The organism is Haloferax sp. KTX1 (genome assembly GCF_902410085.1).
Lineage (GTDB): Archaea > Halobacteriota > Halobacteria > Halobacteriales > Haloferacaceae > Haloferax > Haloferax massiliensis.
Genome location: NZ_CABPRH010000005.1, coordinates 43,754 through 59,921 on the forward strand (window position 1 = coordinate 43,754; position 16,168 = coordinate 59,921).

The following is a 16,168-nucleotide window of genomic DNA, read 5'->3' on the forward strand; positions in this document are numbered from 1 at the left end:
ACGCCGTCTCTGAACAGTCGTGTTTCTCACGACTCCGTGGAGAACCGCAGCCATCGAATCAGTCCCATGACGCTCGGACAGCGCAACGTCAAGGACCACTTTCGAACCGATATATATTGTAGTTTAAGTACAAGACTCTCGCTATCGATCTTGACGCCGGTTTCGTCGACCGCGACCCGCCTTAGCTGCGTCTTCGGCGGGTTAGACATGTTGTCAGCTACCCGCCGTACCTACTGTCGGGTCGCCTGAAACGAACTATGCCGAGAAGCCGAAAAATCACTTCTGTCTCTCTAAGTGAAAGGCCTCGATACGTGGAAAATGTCAATTATCACATTTTCGTTCACTTGTTCCTCCACAGCGGGGCACTTGTCACTGAGTGCTCTATGTCCGTCTTCCTCCCCGAGATACGGTTCAGATTTGCCAATGAAATATCTGGCTCTGTTGAACCCTATCTGGACGACGCCAGTCGGATTAGCCAGTGCGGCAGCCGCTACACAGATACGCGATTTCGACTTTCGAGCGGCATATCACCCCCGAATTAACGTATTTCCGGAAAGAACCCGCCCTCATGCCCTCCCACACGCGCCGCCAACTCCTTACAACCCTCGGCTCCACAAGTATTGCGCTTGCTGGCTGTCTCTCGCCGTCTCGCCCCTCGGGGGATCTCGGAGACGTCGCCGGAACGTGGCCGATGAGCGGTCGAAACCCCGGTCATACTCGACGGGTGGCGTCGGGTCCGACGGACCCGAAGACGGTCTGGCAAACCGACCTCAGTCGGGTACGGGCCACTGGCACACCAGCTGTCAGCGCTGGGCACCTCTACCTTCCCGTCGACGCGATCTCCGATACGGCACGCCATCGGTATCGGATTCACGCGTTGCGCGCGGCGACAGGCGAGGAACGATGGCAGGTGCCACTTCGGTCGGAGCCGAACGGACCACCCGCAGTACGTGGTGATCACATCGTCGTGACGGCCAAGCGGGCGCTCGAAAAAGGTCGTATCGTCGGCTTCCAGACGCGGTACGGTGACGAGGATTGGCTCGTCGACATCGACGCCAGACTCACTGCCCCGCCCACGATTGCCGACGGAGTCGTCTACGTCCCCGACTGGAGCGGTCGCGTCCACGCTCTCTCAGTCGGGGACGGGTCCGTGCGGTGGTCACACCACGTCGATGCGGAGGCTGGTGGGCGAACATTCACCGAACCAGTCGCCGTTCTCGATGAGACGCTCTACCTCGGCTCGCGGTCAGGAAAGACCGGCGTCGTTGCCTTGGACGCCACAACGGGCGAAAAAGAATGGGGCGAATCTACACGCGCGGTGACTGGTGGGCCGGTAGCCCATCCCGAGGGTGTCGTCGTGCAGAGTCATCAACTCGTGACTGCGTTCGACACCGATGGGACACGCCAATGGTCGTTCAACATCCCCGATGCTAGGGTGCAACAGATCGCGGTCGACAGTCAACACCTGTACGTGTCCGCCGGGGACACGGTCCGGGCGATCGATTGGAATGGGGAGGACGCGTGGACGTACGAATCTCCCGGAGAGCGGGTGGGAACTCCGACTGTCGCCGGCGAGACGGTACTCATCCGAAGCGAAAAACGGCTTGTCGCGGTATCTCGGGCAACCGGTGACGAGCGGTGGAGCACGACCCCCGGCGGTGCGGGTCGTGTAATCGTGACTCCGGAGGCGATTTTCTCACCCGAGTCGGATGGACGCGTGGTTGCACTCGGAGAGAGCTAGGAATCGCCCCCGTAGTCGTGCTTCGGCGTCTTCCATTGGAGATGTGCCTCGACGGTCCTCTTGAAACCCTCCTCTTCGGATACGATACGTTATTGCCTGAAACAACCGCTCGCTGAGTATTGCGTGTCTCCCAGCCGCTCTACACATCACACCGTCTCGTTCATGAAGACAGAGCACCAGGCTGCGTCGCGCCTCACCACAATCTTTATGCACGAGATAATATAATCTACTGCATAATGATTAACCGAGAGCGGGAATTAGAATGGCTGACCTCACATCTCAAACGAGATGACCGGCAGTTTCTCGTTGTGTACGGCCGCCGTAGAGTTGGGAAAACGACGCTCGTGACGACAGCACTCGATTCGCTCGAACAGGATACCCAATATTACCTTTGTGACCAGCGAGGACCGCAACACAATGCAACGCAGTTTGCACGACAGTGCGCGGATCACTTCGACGATGTTCCACCCGACGTGGACACGTTTCTGGATGCGTTTCGATATCTCAAGGGACGGACTGACGGCCCGTTTGTCGTCGCGTTAGACGAGTTTTCCTATCTCGTAGGGGAGGACGAGACCATCCCGTCGGTATTCCAGACTGTCGTCGACGAGGTGCTCGCTGACACAGACATCTCGATCGTCCTCCTCGGCTCGTCGATATCGATGATGGAAGAAGGCGTGTTGAGTTACGAGAGTCCGCTCTATGGACGCCGAACTGGACAGTGGCGACTCGAACCGCTCACCATCGGTGACGTCTCGAAATTCTTCCCTCGGTATGATGCTGATGCGACAATCCAGACGTACAGCGTTCTCGGTGGGGTGCCGGCGTACTTAGAGCAATTTGACGGGACTCAAGACCTCTTTTCGAACATCGAACAGCACATCCTCTCCAAAGGCGCGTTCCTCTACGAGGAACCCGAATTCCTCCTCCGACAGGAACTCCGGGAACCGACCACCTACATGGCGATTCTTGAGGCGATTGCCAACGGTGCAACTCGTGTGACCGATATCGCGAATCGCATCGATAAGAAGGCAAGCGGCATCTCACGGTATCTCCAAAACCTGACTCAGTTAGCGCTCGTCGAGCGCGAAACGCCGGTCACAGATCCCGACGGACGCGGTGTCTACAAACTGACTGACCAGTTCGTCCGGTTTTGGTTCCGCTACGTCTCGCCGAACCGGGGAACACTCGAACAAGGGCGAACGGAACCCGTCCGAGAATCGATTGCTGAAACAGTACCGACGCACACGAGCTTCGCGTTTGAAGAAGTCTGCCGACAAGCCGCCCGAGCGCCGTCGTTCCCAGTTTCCAGTTCCCGAGTCGGTCGCTGGTGGTACAGCGAGCAAGAAATCGACGTGGTCGGATTGAATCCGCAAGCGAAGTCGCTGTTTCTCGGAGAATGCAAATGGACCACTCGCCCCGTTGGCCGGTCACTCCTAGGCGACCTCGAAGCGACTGAACCGGACGTGCGTTGGCAAGGTTCCGATCGAGACGTTGCGTACGGGCTCTTTTCGCGGTCCGGTTTCACGGACGAACTCGTGGAGCGCGCAGCGCAGCGTGAGAACGTCCATCTCTTCACCCCGTCAGACGTGTTGGCGCTGTTCGAGTAGGGTCCCGCGTTTTTGTCCTTCGTACGGGACGGCCGGTCCTCTGTCCAAAATACGCTGATACCGTACGCCGCTACATTCCAGCAGCCGACCACAAAATATCTAACGGCCAACACGAAACTGCTAGTAGATGCCCTCCCCTCACCGTCGCCGATTCCTTCGTGCTTGTACCGCCGCCGTTGGGCTCGGAACTGCTGGCTGTCTTGGTTCCGAGGTGCCTGCGGAGACGACGACAGAGACCGAGACCCGGACAGAAACGGGAACGGAGACGACCGCCCGTACCCAACCCACGCAGCCGGACTCCCCAGTCGTCTGGCGGCAAACGCTCGGGTCAGAAATCACGACTCCCCCGACGAGTACCGGAGATCGTCTCTACGTGGGAACGAAGTCCGGGTCTCTCGAATCGCTGAACACTACTGATGGGAGCAAACAGTGGTCGTATGACGCGGACACCGAACTCCGTGGTTCGCCGGCCCACGTCGGCGAGACGGTGTTCGTCATTGTCGGGAAGAACGAGTTGTTCGAGAACCACGGCGTAGTCGCCCTCAACGCCGAAACCGGAACCGTGGAGTGGACGTTCAGCCCCGAAGCATGGTGGCTGGAAATTCTCGGCGTCACCGAGGATGTGCTGTACGTCGGGACCGAAGACGACGCGATTGAGGAGGCCGGTCAGACGCTCTACGCGCTCTCCGTCGCTGACGGAACAGAGCACTGGTCCGGCGAGATCGGCGACCCCTCTGGCGGACTCTTGACTACTGAGACGATCTACGTCCCCGCCTACGGCCGCCTCTATGCGTACGATACAGCAACCGGTGAGCAGCGGTGGACTGCAGCGGTCGAAGATTATTCGTACCAGACAGTTGCAGCGACCGACGAAACAGTCTGTTTCGTTGCTGACGAGGGCGATACCCGTGGAACACTCATTGCGCTGGACAGCGAGACGGGTGAGGAGACGTGGAGTCGCGACGACTGGGTCGCGACGTCGACGACGCTCCACGGTGACACTCTCTACGTCGGCGGCCAACACATCGCCGCATTCGACCCGGAAAGCGGTGAAAAACAGTGGCAAGCAGCCGAGTCGGGGTTCGTCCCACGGGTACCAGTTCAGGACGATGTTCTCTTTGCCGGTGGCGGAACGGTGCGAGCGTTCGATACTGAGGGCGGTACTCTCAGTTGGACGTGGACCCCCAACGAGGGCGTTGAGGGTGTGGTACCGTCTGTGACGATAGGTGACTCGTTGTACGTCGACTCGTGGGGGAGAGACGACCCGCGGAACCGATTCAAGTTCGCGCTCGATGTAACGACGGGTGAGAAACAGTGGGCGTTCGAGGATGGAGCCCAGCTCACCGATCTGTCGGCTGATAGCGATCAGGTCTACGTCGGGTCTGCGAAGGGTGCAGTCTATTCACTACAGTAATCCCTGGTCGCAAGTCCGGTGTCCGCTGAGAAGGTATTCGTAGCGGCGGAACTGGGTAGCGAGCACATTACATAGTTTGCCCGTCGACCAATCTACGTTGATGTGGCCCTGGGGACATCTGTTATTCGGCGCTCTCGCGTACTACGGCTATCGTCGAATGCGACAGTTGGGCATCTCACGGGTCGGCGTCGGACTGTCGCTCACGCTCGGTACGCAGTTTCCGGACTTGGTTGACAAACCGCTCGCGTGGTACGTCGGCGTGTTACCGAACGGCCGGTCGCTTGCTCACTCCGTCTTCACCTTCTTTCTCGTGGCGATCGTCCTCACTCGGGTCGGGTTGAGGGTGGACCGAGATGAAGCGGTGTTCGCCTTTCTCTTTGGGTACTTCACGCACATCGTCGGTGACGTTGTCCCGCCATTGCTCGATGGCGACCTGTACTACGCGACGTTTTTCCTCTGGCCTGCACTCCCGGCAGTGGACTACGGTACGGAGCTCACGTTGCTCCCCCGACTTCAGGCGTTAGACCCCTCGCCAGCGCTCTTCGTCCAACTCGGTCTCCTCACACTCGTCGCGATAGGGTGGTATCTCCGGGCGCGCACTGCCCACAGCTGACCTGCTCGAACGCCGCCACTACGTGTGGTGGTGACTATTAACACACAGTGCGAGCCGATGACGTATCAGATATTCAGAATAGCTTAACGCGGGGTTAACAAACGGTTTCTGCGAAATTATCGTCAGAAGATATGTATTAAGTGACTGTTTTCCCCCGGTGAAAAAAGAATGTCTAGCTTGATAACTATAATATCTTGTAACTATCTTGATTGCCCAGTGGCCGAGTCATGTATAGCGATTACATAGCGTATTTTAATAAATTAGTTATATAACTATATCAATTATATATAGCCAGTGTATTGATTGAATCCACCTACAATTAGAAAATTGAATTTATCTTAATCGCTAGCTTAAATTCGCAAAATTATAACGTGGTATTATCCTAGACATAACTTATTTGTTCAATTAATGTGCCAATATTTACAAATTCATTCAAAAAAGACATTTATACTCCACTGCCTTTCACGAAACTGTACCTATGAGAGACGACGAATGTCCGGATACACCGGACGAAGAAACGAATGCGAAGTCCCTCCACTGCACTCGCCGGAATCTCATGAAACTGTCCGGCGCCGGTGCCTTGACAGCACTGGGCGTCTCTAGCGTCGGTGTGGGCTCTGCAGCAGTGACTGAGGGAGGCCCCGCAAACCAAGACGAATGGACCCTGACCTTCGAAGACGACTTCGACGGTGATTCCCTGGACACAGAGCAGTGGTCTATCGGTTGGGGCTGGGGAACCGGAACGACCATGAGTCCGACCGAAGTGGTCGAACGCAACGTCGATGTCCGCGACAGCAACCTCTATCTGAAGGGAACGCACGACGGAGACCAACCGTACGCGGGCGGAGTGAACACGAAGAACAAAGTCACCTTCGGCCCGGGCAGTTACTACGAAGCGAAGATCAAGTTCGCGCGACGCGAGGGGTTCCAGAACGCGTTCTGGTCGAAGCCGAACACCGAGGCGTGGCCGCCTGAGATCGACGTCGTCGAACTGATGCAGGACGGAAGTGGGACGGACGATACCCATCGGTCACGACACCACATTCATTACTCGACCTCGACGGAGCCGGGCGACAATTCGACTCACGTCGGCCCCGGCGGCGGCTACACGCCGGGTGACGACCTGACTGAGAACTACCACATCTACGGAGTCGAGTGGCAAGAAGACCGAATCACTCACTACGTCGACGGAGAAGCGGTCTGGGAGTCCACCGATAGCACCGCCATGCAGGCGATGCAGAACGGTGGTGTTCACTACATGATGTTCTCTCTGAACATCGACAACGTCGGCACGCCCGACTACTCGGTGCCGTGGGGCGAAGAAGTCGCAATCGACTGGGTCCGCCTCTGGGACCACTCGGGGACTAGTTCGGACGGCTCGACGACCGACTCGACCACTGACACGACCAGTCAGACCGACACAGAGCATTATCTCTGGGCCCGGTCGGGTGACGGCAACCCGGTCACGTTCGCGTTCGAGGCGAGTGGCGGGAACATCGGAATCGAACCGCAGGACGCGACCGAGGATTACTGGGTCGCTGAAGACGGTACCGTCGCGGGTGGGACGACCAGTAAGACGTCGTCACTCCCCGGATTCCGGTTTACCGGTGACATCACGGACCTCAGATTCGACGGCGACCTCGACATCTATATCGACAACTCGCCGGTCAATACGGCCGACTTAGTCGACGATTCTGAACCCGGCCCCTACAAGCCGTCTGACCAGAGCCAAACGTCGGACTCGACGCAGACGACGACACTTCCCAACACCGTCACCATCGACGGAAGTGGGTACAGTGGTTCGACCTCCTATACCGTCTCTGTGAGCGATGCGCTCGCCGAGACCGACTCGATTACGAGCGAAGACTCGGTCTCTGGGACGACCGCAAGCGGGGCGGTCGGTGCCGGGTCAGACACGTACCGATTCGAAGGCGATGTGACGGATATCGCGCTCGATGGACCCGCAGACGTCTACGTAAATGAGTCGCGCGTCGACCTCCTCGTCATCCGCCGTGGGTCGAACAGCAACGGGACCGTTTGGTACCTCGTTGAAACCGATGGGGCCGTCCAGAAGGCAGAGACGTCGTCGGGTGTCGCGGACAGCGGCGACGACGTCGGCAACTCGAAGATTCACGGGTCCGTGAAGGACGATTCGGACGCGTATTGGCTGTTCGATGGGAGTGTCCTCGACGTATCGACGTACAGCGGCGACGTCGTCGCGACGCTCAACGGCCAAGAGCTCTAATCCGTAGTAGCGCAGGCTACGTCCGGATTCGGGGCTGTTGGAAGCACGGAACTGACTTTTTGACGAAGCGGCTTTGTGTCTCTACCCCCACAGTAGTAGCATGCGCTCGGAGACCCACAGCCGTGTGACCGGTGAACGGCACCCGTCGATATCTCTCGGAGACTCTCTCGCCGGTGGTGGCACGACGACGCTGTCGGTGAGGGGGGTTATCACGCTCCTCGGAGAGCTCGTCGCAGCCACTCCACGTTCGGTCCTCCGTGCGAATGGATAAGAGGGATTCGGAGACATGAACCGACGAGAGTTCCTCCGAGTGTCAGGGGCGACAGCCGGCGCTGCCGGCGCTGGTCTCGTCGTCGGCGGCGTCGTACTGAATCGAGAGTCGCTCGCTGATCGGTACGGAGACAGACTTCGCGCACGCTCACCGGGGGGAGCACACTGGAAACTCGCTTTCGAAGATACCTTCTCGGGTGACTCGTTAGACGCCTCGTCGTGGTCGATCGGTTGGGGGTGGGGGGTCGAAACGTCCACAAGTCCGACTCGAATCGTTTCGGAGAACGTTCGAACGGAAGGCGGGTCACTCCGGCTCCGAGGGACACACGAACGGGGCGAGATACGATCCGGTGCCGTGAACACGAAGAACAAGGTGACGTTCGGACCGGGAAGTTATCTCGAAGCCAGAATTTCGTTCGCGGGGCGAACCGGCTTTCAAAACGCGTTCTGGGCGAAACCGAACACCGAGGCGTGGCCGCCCGAGGTCGACGTTGTGGAGATTTGGCAGGACGACACGGGGTGGGACGATAGGCACATTTCGAGACACACCGTCCACTATTCGAGTTCGAGGGAGGTGGGCGACCGCTCGACCCATAAGAACCTCGGTGCGTCGTATACGCCAGGTGGGGACCTCACGCGGGAGTTTCACACGTACGGTGTCGAGTGGCAGGCCGACGAGCTAGTTCACTACGTCGACGGGAAGGTCGTCCGAAAGTGGCTCGGCGAAACGCTACTGACCGCACTGTCCAACGGAGCCCCGTTTTATTTCATGTTCTCACTCAATATCAACAACATCGGCACCGCCGACCAAACGGAGAGGTGGGGGGAAGAGATGGTGGTCGATTGGGTCCGGCTCTGGGAGGATACGTCTCCGTAGACACGGTCGCTAATATCGTGAATGAAACACAGTGATACCACAATTTCAACAGATACTGTATTTTTCTCCGGAATATCTTGGGATAATTTGATATATGTCACCGATCAATGGAGTGACGTATGGTCACTTCCCAAGAGTTACGGAACGGTCTCGGAAGCCTCCCGGGATTCGTAGACAGATATGGTCTCTCAGGCGGTTTGCGTCGGTGGTTCGGAATCGTGTACCACCGTTCGACGGGGGATATCACAGGGCGTAGCGTCTTCGAGGAGGACTGGGACGTCTGTATACTCTTGGACGCGTGCAGGGCGGACGAACTCAGACGTCAATCGGACGGCTACGATTGGATACAGCGCGTCGACGACTTTCCCTCCGTAGCGTCGTGCACGTGGAACTGGCTCCCCAGAACCCTCGAACGAACGCCGGAAGACGTTCTTCGGGAGACGGCGTACGTATCGGCCAACCCCTTCACTGACGAATTCTGCGACGAAGACACGTTCGGTGAATTAGACGAAGTGTGGCGGTACGCGTGGGACGAGCAGTGGGGAACCGTCCGGCCGAGGCCCGTCACTGACAGAGCGATACACCACGGGAGGAACGCCGAGACAGACCGACTCTTGGTTCATTATCTTCAGCCGCACGTCCCGTTCCTCACCGAAGGCGCCGAAGCGCTCGACCGCGCGAATTTCAGTTTCGGGAGGGAGAGCAATCCCGACGCATGGGACCGCGTGACGAGCGGAGAGCTGTCGCGGCAGGTCGCTATCGACCGGTACAGGGAGACGCTCCGGTTCGTCCTCACCGACGTAGACCTCCTCTTACGGAACGTAGACGCGGAGCGGGTCGTGATTACTGCCGACCACGGCGAGGCGTTCGGAGAGTGGGGCATCTACGGGCATCCGAATCAGATCGACCTCCCGTGTTTGACGCAGGTCCCGTGGGTGACGACGACGGGAACAGACGAGGGGACACACACGCCCGCATCGTACGACACGCAACCGAGCGACGTCTCCCGCGACGCACAACTCCGCGCACTGGGGTACACCGAGTGACGGGAACCGGTCACGGAGTCCGAAGAACGGCCTGTTTGCCTCCCGACTCGTGCGCTCCGGCGAGGGCGCTGTACACGTCGAGATACTGTTGCGCCACGCTGTCCCACGAGAGCAGCTCGCTCATCCGGACGCAGTTTTGCGACATCTCGGACCGGGCGGCCTCGTCTCGAAGCACCGTCTCAAGAGCCGAAGCCAGCCGCGTGGGGTTCTCCGGGGGGACGACGAGCCCACAGCCCTCGTCTTCGACCTGTTCGGGGAACTCACTCGCTGTCGATGCTACGACGGGTTTCCCGAACGAGAACGCGGTCGAGAGAACACCGCTGTGTCCCTTCGTCCCGCTCTGATCTCGGTACGGCATCACGACGACTGTGGTCCGCGCGAAGAACTCCTTGACCTCGTCGTTGGGGATGAACCGACGGTGAACCTCGAAGTTATCGGGATACCGTTCAATGGTCTTGCGCACTCGGCTCGGAAGCTGCCCGTCCCCGGCGATGATCAGATTCACATCCGGAATCGTTTCGCGGAGTATCTCGACCGCGTCGACGAGTGTGTCAAGTCCTTTCGGGGGAACGATGTTCCCGAAGAACAGAAGCGTGTTCTCCTCGGGTTCACGGTCGATATCCTCGACGCCGCCGAAAACTGAGTACGCCCCGTGTGGGATGACGACGACGCCGTCCGCGTCGAATCCACGGCTTACGAGGACCTCTTTTTGTCGCTTCGTGTGGACGACAGTCCGGTCTTCATCGAGAGCTGGAATCGTGAGGTTGAGTATCTCTTCGATGAGGACGGGGGGGCGTGCGAGGCTGAAGCGGCTCACCGGCACTTCGTGTCGGGTCGTCACGAACGGATAGTCGTCCACATCGTGGAGTTTGGCGAAAAACTTCACCTGTGGGAAGATTCCGGTACTGTCGTGAATGACGTCCGGGTCGTACTGCTCGATTTCTTTCACCGCGCTGTATGAGTACAGGCCTCTGAAGATGTTCAGTGGATTGATATCTAACTTGTACAGCCCGGGCATCGAGATGCCGATCGGATCGAACGCGTTCACGAGTTCGATATCGTCACAGAACAGATCGTCCGCCGACGTTTCGGTCGGTTTGAACACCGTCACTTCGGCGGAATTCGCAACGCTGTTTGCGAGTTCGGCGGCGTAGTGGGGGAGCCCCCCCGTGCTCTGTCCAACGATATAGAGTACGTGCATGGTCAGAGGCTGATGTCCTTCCGAAGCGTGGGACCGATGAGTTTCGTCACCGGAATCGGGAGTCGCTTCCAGGCTTCTTTTATTGGCTTGTAGGCCGATTTGTCCGGGTGTGGAAGTTCGACCGGTCCGTTCGGGTAGTAGTGAAAATCGTCGTACTGAGTCTTCTTTCCGCCGAAGCTCTTTTTGAACATGTACACGCCCGTCCCCTCTCTCGTCCGTCCGAGTTCGTAGGATTGGGACCCGTTTTCGTGTGCGTGCTCCATCGATTTCCACAGTAGGAAACTCCCGCCCTGAAGGTCACGGTACGCGTAATCGGTGATGACCCCCCACTGTGAGACCGTCGACCCACAGCCGAGATTCACGATGCCGTTAATCGCTCGTCCGTCGTGTCGTACCAGTCCCAGATGGAGTGTTCCGTGGTCTGCGAAGGTTTCCCAGACCCTTTCGAAGAATTCGAAGGAGTGGGGTGGAGACCCGTGGCCTCTCACCGACTGGAGATACAGCTCGTAGTACTCGCGTAATTCGTCGAGTGACTCTCCGACGACGTACTCTAGGTCGTTTTCCCGGGCCTGGTCGATTTGCCGTTGTCGACTCTCCTTGAGACCGTCCCACATCTCATCGTGGCTGACGCCCACCGGAACGTCGAAGGTGACGAACCGATTTTCGTGTTCGAACCCCTCGAATTGCGCGTGGTCGACGGTCGTCCCACGGAGACTGACGAAATCAACTCCCGCGTCGTCCGCGATGCGTTTCGCCTGCCGGACGAGATGCGTGGTCGTCGACTCCGGTGCGTCGTCGGCCAAGATGACCGACCCGCGTTCACCGTACGGGGGTGAGACGAGCTTCGAACCAAAGAGACGGCTTCGAATTTCGACGAGGGGGAGTGCGCCGACGATGTCACCCCCATCTCGGGCGGCGAGCCAGTGCGTGTCGTGTCCGTAATTCCGACTGGCTTCGCGCCACCCCCACAGTCCAAACGGGGGACCGTCGTTCGATTCGACGAAGTCGTTCCACTCGCGCCTGTCTGTACAGTCCGTCACCGTCAACCGCGTCTTTGTCTTGCTCGTACTCATCTTCAGTGGTGAGAGGTTCCCTTTGAGACCTCGCGACTGGTCCGGGGCTTCGGTTCGTCGAACACGTCCACCCCAAGTTCCGCACGGATCAATTCGCTCACTGGTCCGAACTCGAAGGTCGTGAGGAGCCGTTCAACTTTGTCTGCTAACCGCTCGATTCCCGCGAAACTCACCGCTCGTTTGTGGAACTTCGGTTCCGAAACGGGGACCGACGGGTTGAATTCCCACGGGTGGAAGTACAGGTTTGCCGGAATACTCGACTCGTTCAGCCGACTGACCGCCCACTCGAACAAACGAATCGGTGTGACCCGCGCGTAAAATCCCCCACCGATGGGGAGTCGTAACATCGTATTGGTCACGGCGAGGGGCGATTCTACGAGCAACTCTCTTTGGCTGCCGACCGCCGCACTCGAATCGAACGGCCGTCCGGGATGTACCCGGTACGGCCTCAACGGCCCTCCGGGGACGCCGTACATCGGCGTCTTCACCGGGAACACGCTCGAATCGTATCGGTACTTGCTCCGTGCGAGGACTTCGAACCCCCATTGTGTTCGTCTCGTCAGCGAGAAGTTCGGAAGTCGAACCCCCATCGGGAACTCACCCGTCACTGATTCGATTGCAGCACCCGACTCAGCCAGTTCCCGCTCGAACTCGCTCGGCGAGAGGTCGAACAGCGGTCTGTGCGTCTGTCCGTGAGAGCCGATTTCGTGTCCTAACTCGTGGATTCGGTTGATGAGCCACGGGTACTCGTCGGCGACGTCTCCCACGACAAAGAAGGTCGCCGCGACGTCGTGTCTGTCGAGTAAATCGAGGACGATTTCCGTGGATTCCACGATACGGTCTATCGGATCTCTCACCTCGTCGACGAGGAGCGTCGCAGTGTGCCAGTGCTCCAGGTCGAAGGATATCGAATTCCGTACACAGTCGTTGCGCTTCTCGCTCACGCGTAAGACACGGGTTGACGGTAGCGACTATTGTTATATATTTGATAATCTGATTATTGCTGAGTTAGAGCGTAATGTCACTCGTCCTGATATCTTCTATTCGCCCCTAGACACCCGTCAGACACGGTTTCGGCGTAACTGTCTGCCTGTGAACGTTCCGGACGATACCTGACACCGGACGGAGGATGGCTCTACTTCCGCCGATGATAAGATACCGGATTGACACTAACCATTAGGTGGCCTCCCGTCGAATACGCTGTTGCTAGCATGACAGACACGACTGCGTCCACTAGTGGCACGCCTCTCTCGAAACTGGCCGACCGTCCCACCGTGAATAACGTCTTGATATTCGTGTCCGACGCGATGCGGTACGATTTCCTCCCGGACGAAGTGCGACAGTTGGGGGTGACGGCGAAGGCGATCTCCGCGAGTACGTTCACGGCGTCTTCGATACCGTCGTTGACCACGGGCCTGTACCCGGCGACACATGGCGTCTGGATGTTCGACGACCGACTCCCGGAACGGCCGCCGTTACTCGACGACGACGCATATGACGTCGGATTTGACACGGAGACGGTGTGGATCGAACTCGACGCGCCCGATAAACCACCACTCCAGATTAACCACGTGGATACCGAGCGGACAATCGAAGACCTCGAACCGCCGTTCGTCAGTTTCGTCCACGACGTCGGACCGCACGCTCCGTACGGGTTCGAAAACGGGGTATTCGAATCAACGAAGGAGTTCTTCCGAACGCACGAGAAGCGTCGTCCGCAGTTGGTGAGCCTCTATCGCCAAGACTGTCACAACTCCGCGCAGCGATTCCTTCGGCTGTACGAACGACTATCCGAGGACGGGCTCCTCGACGAAACGTTAGTCGTGTTCACGAGCGACCACGGTCAGTGTCTCGGCGAATGGAGCAACGGTGGGCGCTTTGGGCACGGCCACCCGATGGCCCCGGAGAACGTGGAAGTTCCGGTCGTCTTCGCGGGGGCGGGACTGCCCGAAGGCGAGACGTACGACCCACTTCTGAGCGGCGTCGACGTCGCCCCAACGGTCATCTCTGCGCAGCGCGGAGCACCGCCCGCAGACGTGGACGGTGTCGACCTCTGGCGGTCCACTCCACGACCGACCCGAAAAGTGCGTTCGGACGTCTGGCAGCATCTCGACGTCGACGTCGCGGGGAGAGCGGTCGAACTCTCCGTCTACGCCGCGACATCCGCGTGGAATCGGTCGGGCGGATACGTCTTCCACCGAAAGTCTTCGGTCCAACGACTCGGTGCGATCGGATACGACAATGTATTCCGGGGGTACTCCCCGGCGTGGCTCGGGAACCTGTCTCCGGCGAAGGCGCTGAACATGCTCTCTATCGCCTTGACGAGCAGCATGACCTACGGTGCCCCGGATTTCACCAGAGACGAAGCGCAACGCGTCGTCCCCTCGCATCTCGAACGAGCGACACACGAGGCGTCAGACGCCGGGCTCAGCGACGAGCAGAAGACTCAACTGCGCGACCTCGGCTATCTACAGTGAGCCCCCTCGGTGTCGAGTCCTGATTCACCCGATTCGTCTATCTGCAAACTCGCTTCCCGCCCTCCAACCGGGTCAGACGGTCCCATCGTCAGCGGTCGAACGGAGGATACTCGGTCGACGACGACCGACTGGATTCGAACAGCCGACTCATCGAGTGGAGAATGATCGCGGTGAAGCAAGCGAGCAACCCAGCGAGCACGAACAGCGTCGAAGTGACGGCCATACCGAGTTGGAACTCTCCTGTGGTCAGATAGTTAGAAATCGTGAGATAGGCGGTGAAGATTCCGACGGTCGAACCGAAGAACCCGGGAACGCCGAGTGCAGTCAACGGGCGTTCGAGTTCGACGGTCTTCAGGATATTCGACACGAGAGACAGCCCGTGTGCGATAGGATGGTGGCTACTCGCGTTTTCGACGTCGTAGTCTATCGTGACTCCGACCTCTTCGAGCCGGTAATCGTTGTGATGGGCGTGATACAAGATGTCGATACTCGCGTTCATCTGGTCGCCGATACCCGAATCTAAGTTGATCGAGCGTATCGCCTGGTCGTTGTATGCGCGAAACCCGCTCTGTGTGTCCGCGACACGAGAGTCTCGTCTGACGACGCCCATACTCAAGTTGGTCATCAGGTTGATGACTTTGAGACCGAACCGTCGATAGACCGGTGCGTTCGTCGAGGCCCCCGCTACGAACCGGCTCCCGATCACGATGTCGGCGGCGGTCTCGTCCAGCTTACGGAGTAACTTCGGGACGTCGTTCGGGTCGTGCTGTCCGTCTCCATCGATGGTTACGAGCCTGTTCGCGTTCCGCCTGTCCGCTTCTCTGAACGCCGTGTTCAACGCGGCCCCGTACCCGCGGTTCGTTTCGTGTTCGATGACGGTCGCACCCGAATCGCGTGCAGCGATGGCCGTTTCGTCACCGCTCCCGTCGTCGACGACGAGGACCTCGTCGACATACGGTGCGACGCTTTGTACGACGGACGCTATCGTCGTCGCCTCGTTGTATGCCGGAATTGCGACGATAGCCGGCGATTCACTCGCCGATTGTAACTGGTCGCCGTTCGTCCGCTCTCGCGGTCTCGCTGAGGAACGCTCCGTCGGTTCGACGGAGCCGTCCGAGTCTCCCCGAATGGGCCGAGACAGGACGTCTGTGTCACGCTTGTTCGATTCGTCCAGCGCGCCTGTCGTTGCATCGGCGTCGACGAACACTTGTTCGACGGAGTCGTTCAGGTGGAAGACGATGACGAGGGTCTGACGGTCGAGCGCGCTCGCGAACGTCTTGTACGGATTGACCCGTCCTGCCTCGATAACTGGGTCGACGACGGTTGCGCCCAGCTCGGAGACGACATCTAATTCGTCTTCGTCGATAGACCGCTGATACGTGACGAAGACGTCGAACCCGTTGTTTCGAGTGTGGACGACGTCTCGTGGCAACGCGAGGACGTTTTCGTCGGTCGCGACAAATCCGATAGCGGGTTGCTCAGCATCTCGTTCGTGTGACCCGTTTTCTCGCTTCATCTCCCGACCACCCCCCGTCCTCGTATCGACTGCCAGTAGCGGCTCATATTTTCCCGTGTTCCCGCATTCCAATCACTCACCGAGT

The 16,168-nt window shown here is 58.7% G+C and carries 12 protein-coding genes; 8 read left to right on the plus strand and 4 right to left on the minus strand.

Features of this window, described 5'->3' with window-relative positions:
* Nucleotides 1-691 precede the first annotated feature (691 nt).
* From FY251_RS09870 to FY251_RS09900, 7 genes are all read left to right on the plus strand, one after another.
* Entirely contained in the window at nt 692-1,741 is a 1,050-nt protein-coding gene (locus tag FY251_RS09870) for a PQQ-binding-like beta-propeller repeat protein (RefSeq protein ID WP_148414560.1), read from the plus strand.
* Nucleotides 1,742-1,977: 236 nt separating this feature from the next.
* Nucleotides 1,978-3,351, plus strand: coding sequence for an ATP-binding protein (locus FY251_RS09875; RefSeq protein ID WP_148414561.1), 1,374 nt, complete (start codon nt 1,978-1,980; stop codon nt 3,349-3,351).
* Between the two features lie 127 nt (nt 3,352-3,478).
* On the plus strand, nt 3,479-4,765 hold the full coding sequence (locus tag FY251_RS09880) for a PQQ-binding-like beta-propeller repeat protein (RefSeq protein ID WP_148414562.1): 1,287 nt from the start codon (nt 3,479-3,481) through the stop codon (nt 4,763-4,765).
* Between the two features lie 100 nt (nt 4,766-4,865).
* Nucleotides 4,866-5,378 (plus strand): metal-dependent hydrolase, encoded by a 513-nt coding sequence (locus FY251_RS09885; protein WP_148414563.1) that lies wholly within the window; start codon nt 4,866-4,868, stop codon nt 5,376-5,378.
* 748 nt (nt 5,379-6,126) lie between these two features.
* Nucleotides 6,127-7,623: a family 16 glycosylhydrolase gene (locus FY251_RS09890; RefSeq protein ID WP_187367382.1), complete on the plus strand. Its 1,497-nt coding sequence runs from the start codon at nt 6,127-6,129 to the stop codon at nt 7,621-7,623.
* A gap of 286 nt (nt 7,624-7,909) precedes the next feature.
* Nucleotides 7,910-8,770, plus strand: coding sequence for a family 16 glycosylhydrolase (locus FY251_RS09895; protein ID WP_148414767.1), 861 nt, complete (start codon nt 7,910-7,912; stop codon nt 8,768-8,770).
* A gap of 119 nt (nt 8,771-8,889) precedes the next feature.
* On the plus strand, nt 8,890-9,816 hold the full coding sequence (locus FY251_RS09900; RefSeq protein WP_148414565.1) for a hypothetical protein: 927 nt from the start codon (nt 8,890-8,892) through the stop codon (nt 9,814-9,816).
* Between the two features lie 10 nt (nt 9,817-9,826).
* Here the strand turns inward: FY251_RS09900 and FY251_RS09905 are convergent, their stop codons facing one another.
* From FY251_RS09905 to FY251_RS09915, 3 genes are read right to left on the minus strand one after another with little or no spacing between them, the layout of a single operon-like run.
* Entirely contained in the window at nt 9,827-11,017 is a 1,191-nt protein-coding gene (locus FY251_RS09905; protein ID WP_148414566.1) for a glycosyltransferase family 4 protein, read from the minus strand.
* A 2-nt stretch (nt 11,018-11,019) separates the two neighbouring features.
* The gene (locus FY251_RS09910; protein WP_148414567.1) at nt 11,020-12,090 is read right to left on the minus strand and encodes a GNAT family N-acetyltransferase; all 1,071 of its coding nucleotides are present in this window, start codon (nt 12,088-12,090) and stop codon (nt 11,020-11,022) included.
* Between the two features lie 2 nt (nt 12,091-12,092).
* Entirely contained in the window at nt 12,093-13,034 is a 942-nt protein-coding gene (locus FY251_RS09915) for a polysaccharide deacetylase family protein (protein ID WP_148414568.1), read from the minus strand.
* A 363-nt stretch (nt 13,035-13,397) separates the two neighbouring features.
* Here FY251_RS09915 and FY251_RS09920 point away from each other — a divergent pair, with 363 nt between their 5' ends.
* The gene (locus FY251_RS09920) at nt 13,398-14,567 is read left to right on the plus strand and encodes a sulfatase-like hydrolase/transferase (RefSeq protein ID WP_187367383.1); all 1,170 of its coding nucleotides are present in this window, start codon (nt 13,398-13,400) and stop codon (nt 14,565-14,567) included.
* 88 nt (nt 14,568-14,655) lie between these two features.
* On the opposite strand, the gene FY251_RS09925 is transcribed toward FY251_RS09920, so the two are convergent.
* A complete protein-coding gene (locus tag FY251_RS09925; protein WP_148414570.1) occupies nt 14,656-16,083 on the minus strand; it encodes a glycosyltransferase family 2 protein in 1,428 nt (475 codons plus the stop codon).
* Between the last annotated feature and the right edge of the window lie 85 nt (nt 16,084-16,168).

Bases quoted from the DNA above. Each gene is read 5' to 3' on its own strand.
- FY251_RS09870 (WP_148414560.1), top strand. From the start codon at position 692: ATGAGCGGTCGAAACCCCGGTCATACTCGACGGGTGGCGTCGGGTCCG.
- FY251_RS09875 (WP_148414561.1), top strand. From the start codon at position 1,978: ATGATTAACCGAGAGCGGGAATTAGAATGGCTGACCTCACATCTCAAA.
- FY251_RS09880 (WP_148414562.1), top strand. From the start codon at position 3,479: ATGCCCTCCCCTCACCGTCGCCGATTCCTTCGTGCTTGTACCGCCGCC.
- FY251_RS09885 (WP_148414563.1), top strand. From the start codon at position 4,866: ATGTGGCCCTGGGGACATCTGTTATTCGGCGCTCTCGCGTACTACGGC.
- FY251_RS09890 (WP_187367382.1), top strand. From the start codon at position 6,127: ATGAGTCCGACCGAAGTGGTCGAACGCAACGTCGATGTCCGCGACAGC.
- FY251_RS09895 (WP_148414767.1), top strand. From the start codon at position 7,910: ATGAACCGACGAGAGTTCCTCCGAGTGTCAGGGGCGACAGCCGGCGCT.
- FY251_RS09900 (WP_148414565.1), top strand. From the start codon at position 8,890: ATGGTCACTTCCCAAGAGTTACGGAACGGTCTCGGAAGCCTCCCGGGA.
- FY251_RS09905 (WP_148414566.1), bottom strand. From the start codon at position 11,017: ATGCACGTACTCTATATCGTTGGACAGAGCACGGGGGGGCTCCCCCAC.
- FY251_RS09910 (WP_148414567.1), bottom strand. From the start codon at position 12,090: ATGAGTACGAGCAAGACAAAGACGCGGTTGACGGTGACGGACTGTACA.
- FY251_RS09920 (WP_187367383.1), top strand. From the start codon at position 13,398: ATGCGGTACGATTTCCTCCCGGACGAAGTGCGACAGTTGGGGGTGACG.
- FY251_RS09925 (WP_148414570.1), bottom strand. From the start codon at position 16,083: ATGAAGCGAGAAAACGGGTCACACGAACGAGATGCTGAGCAACCCGCT.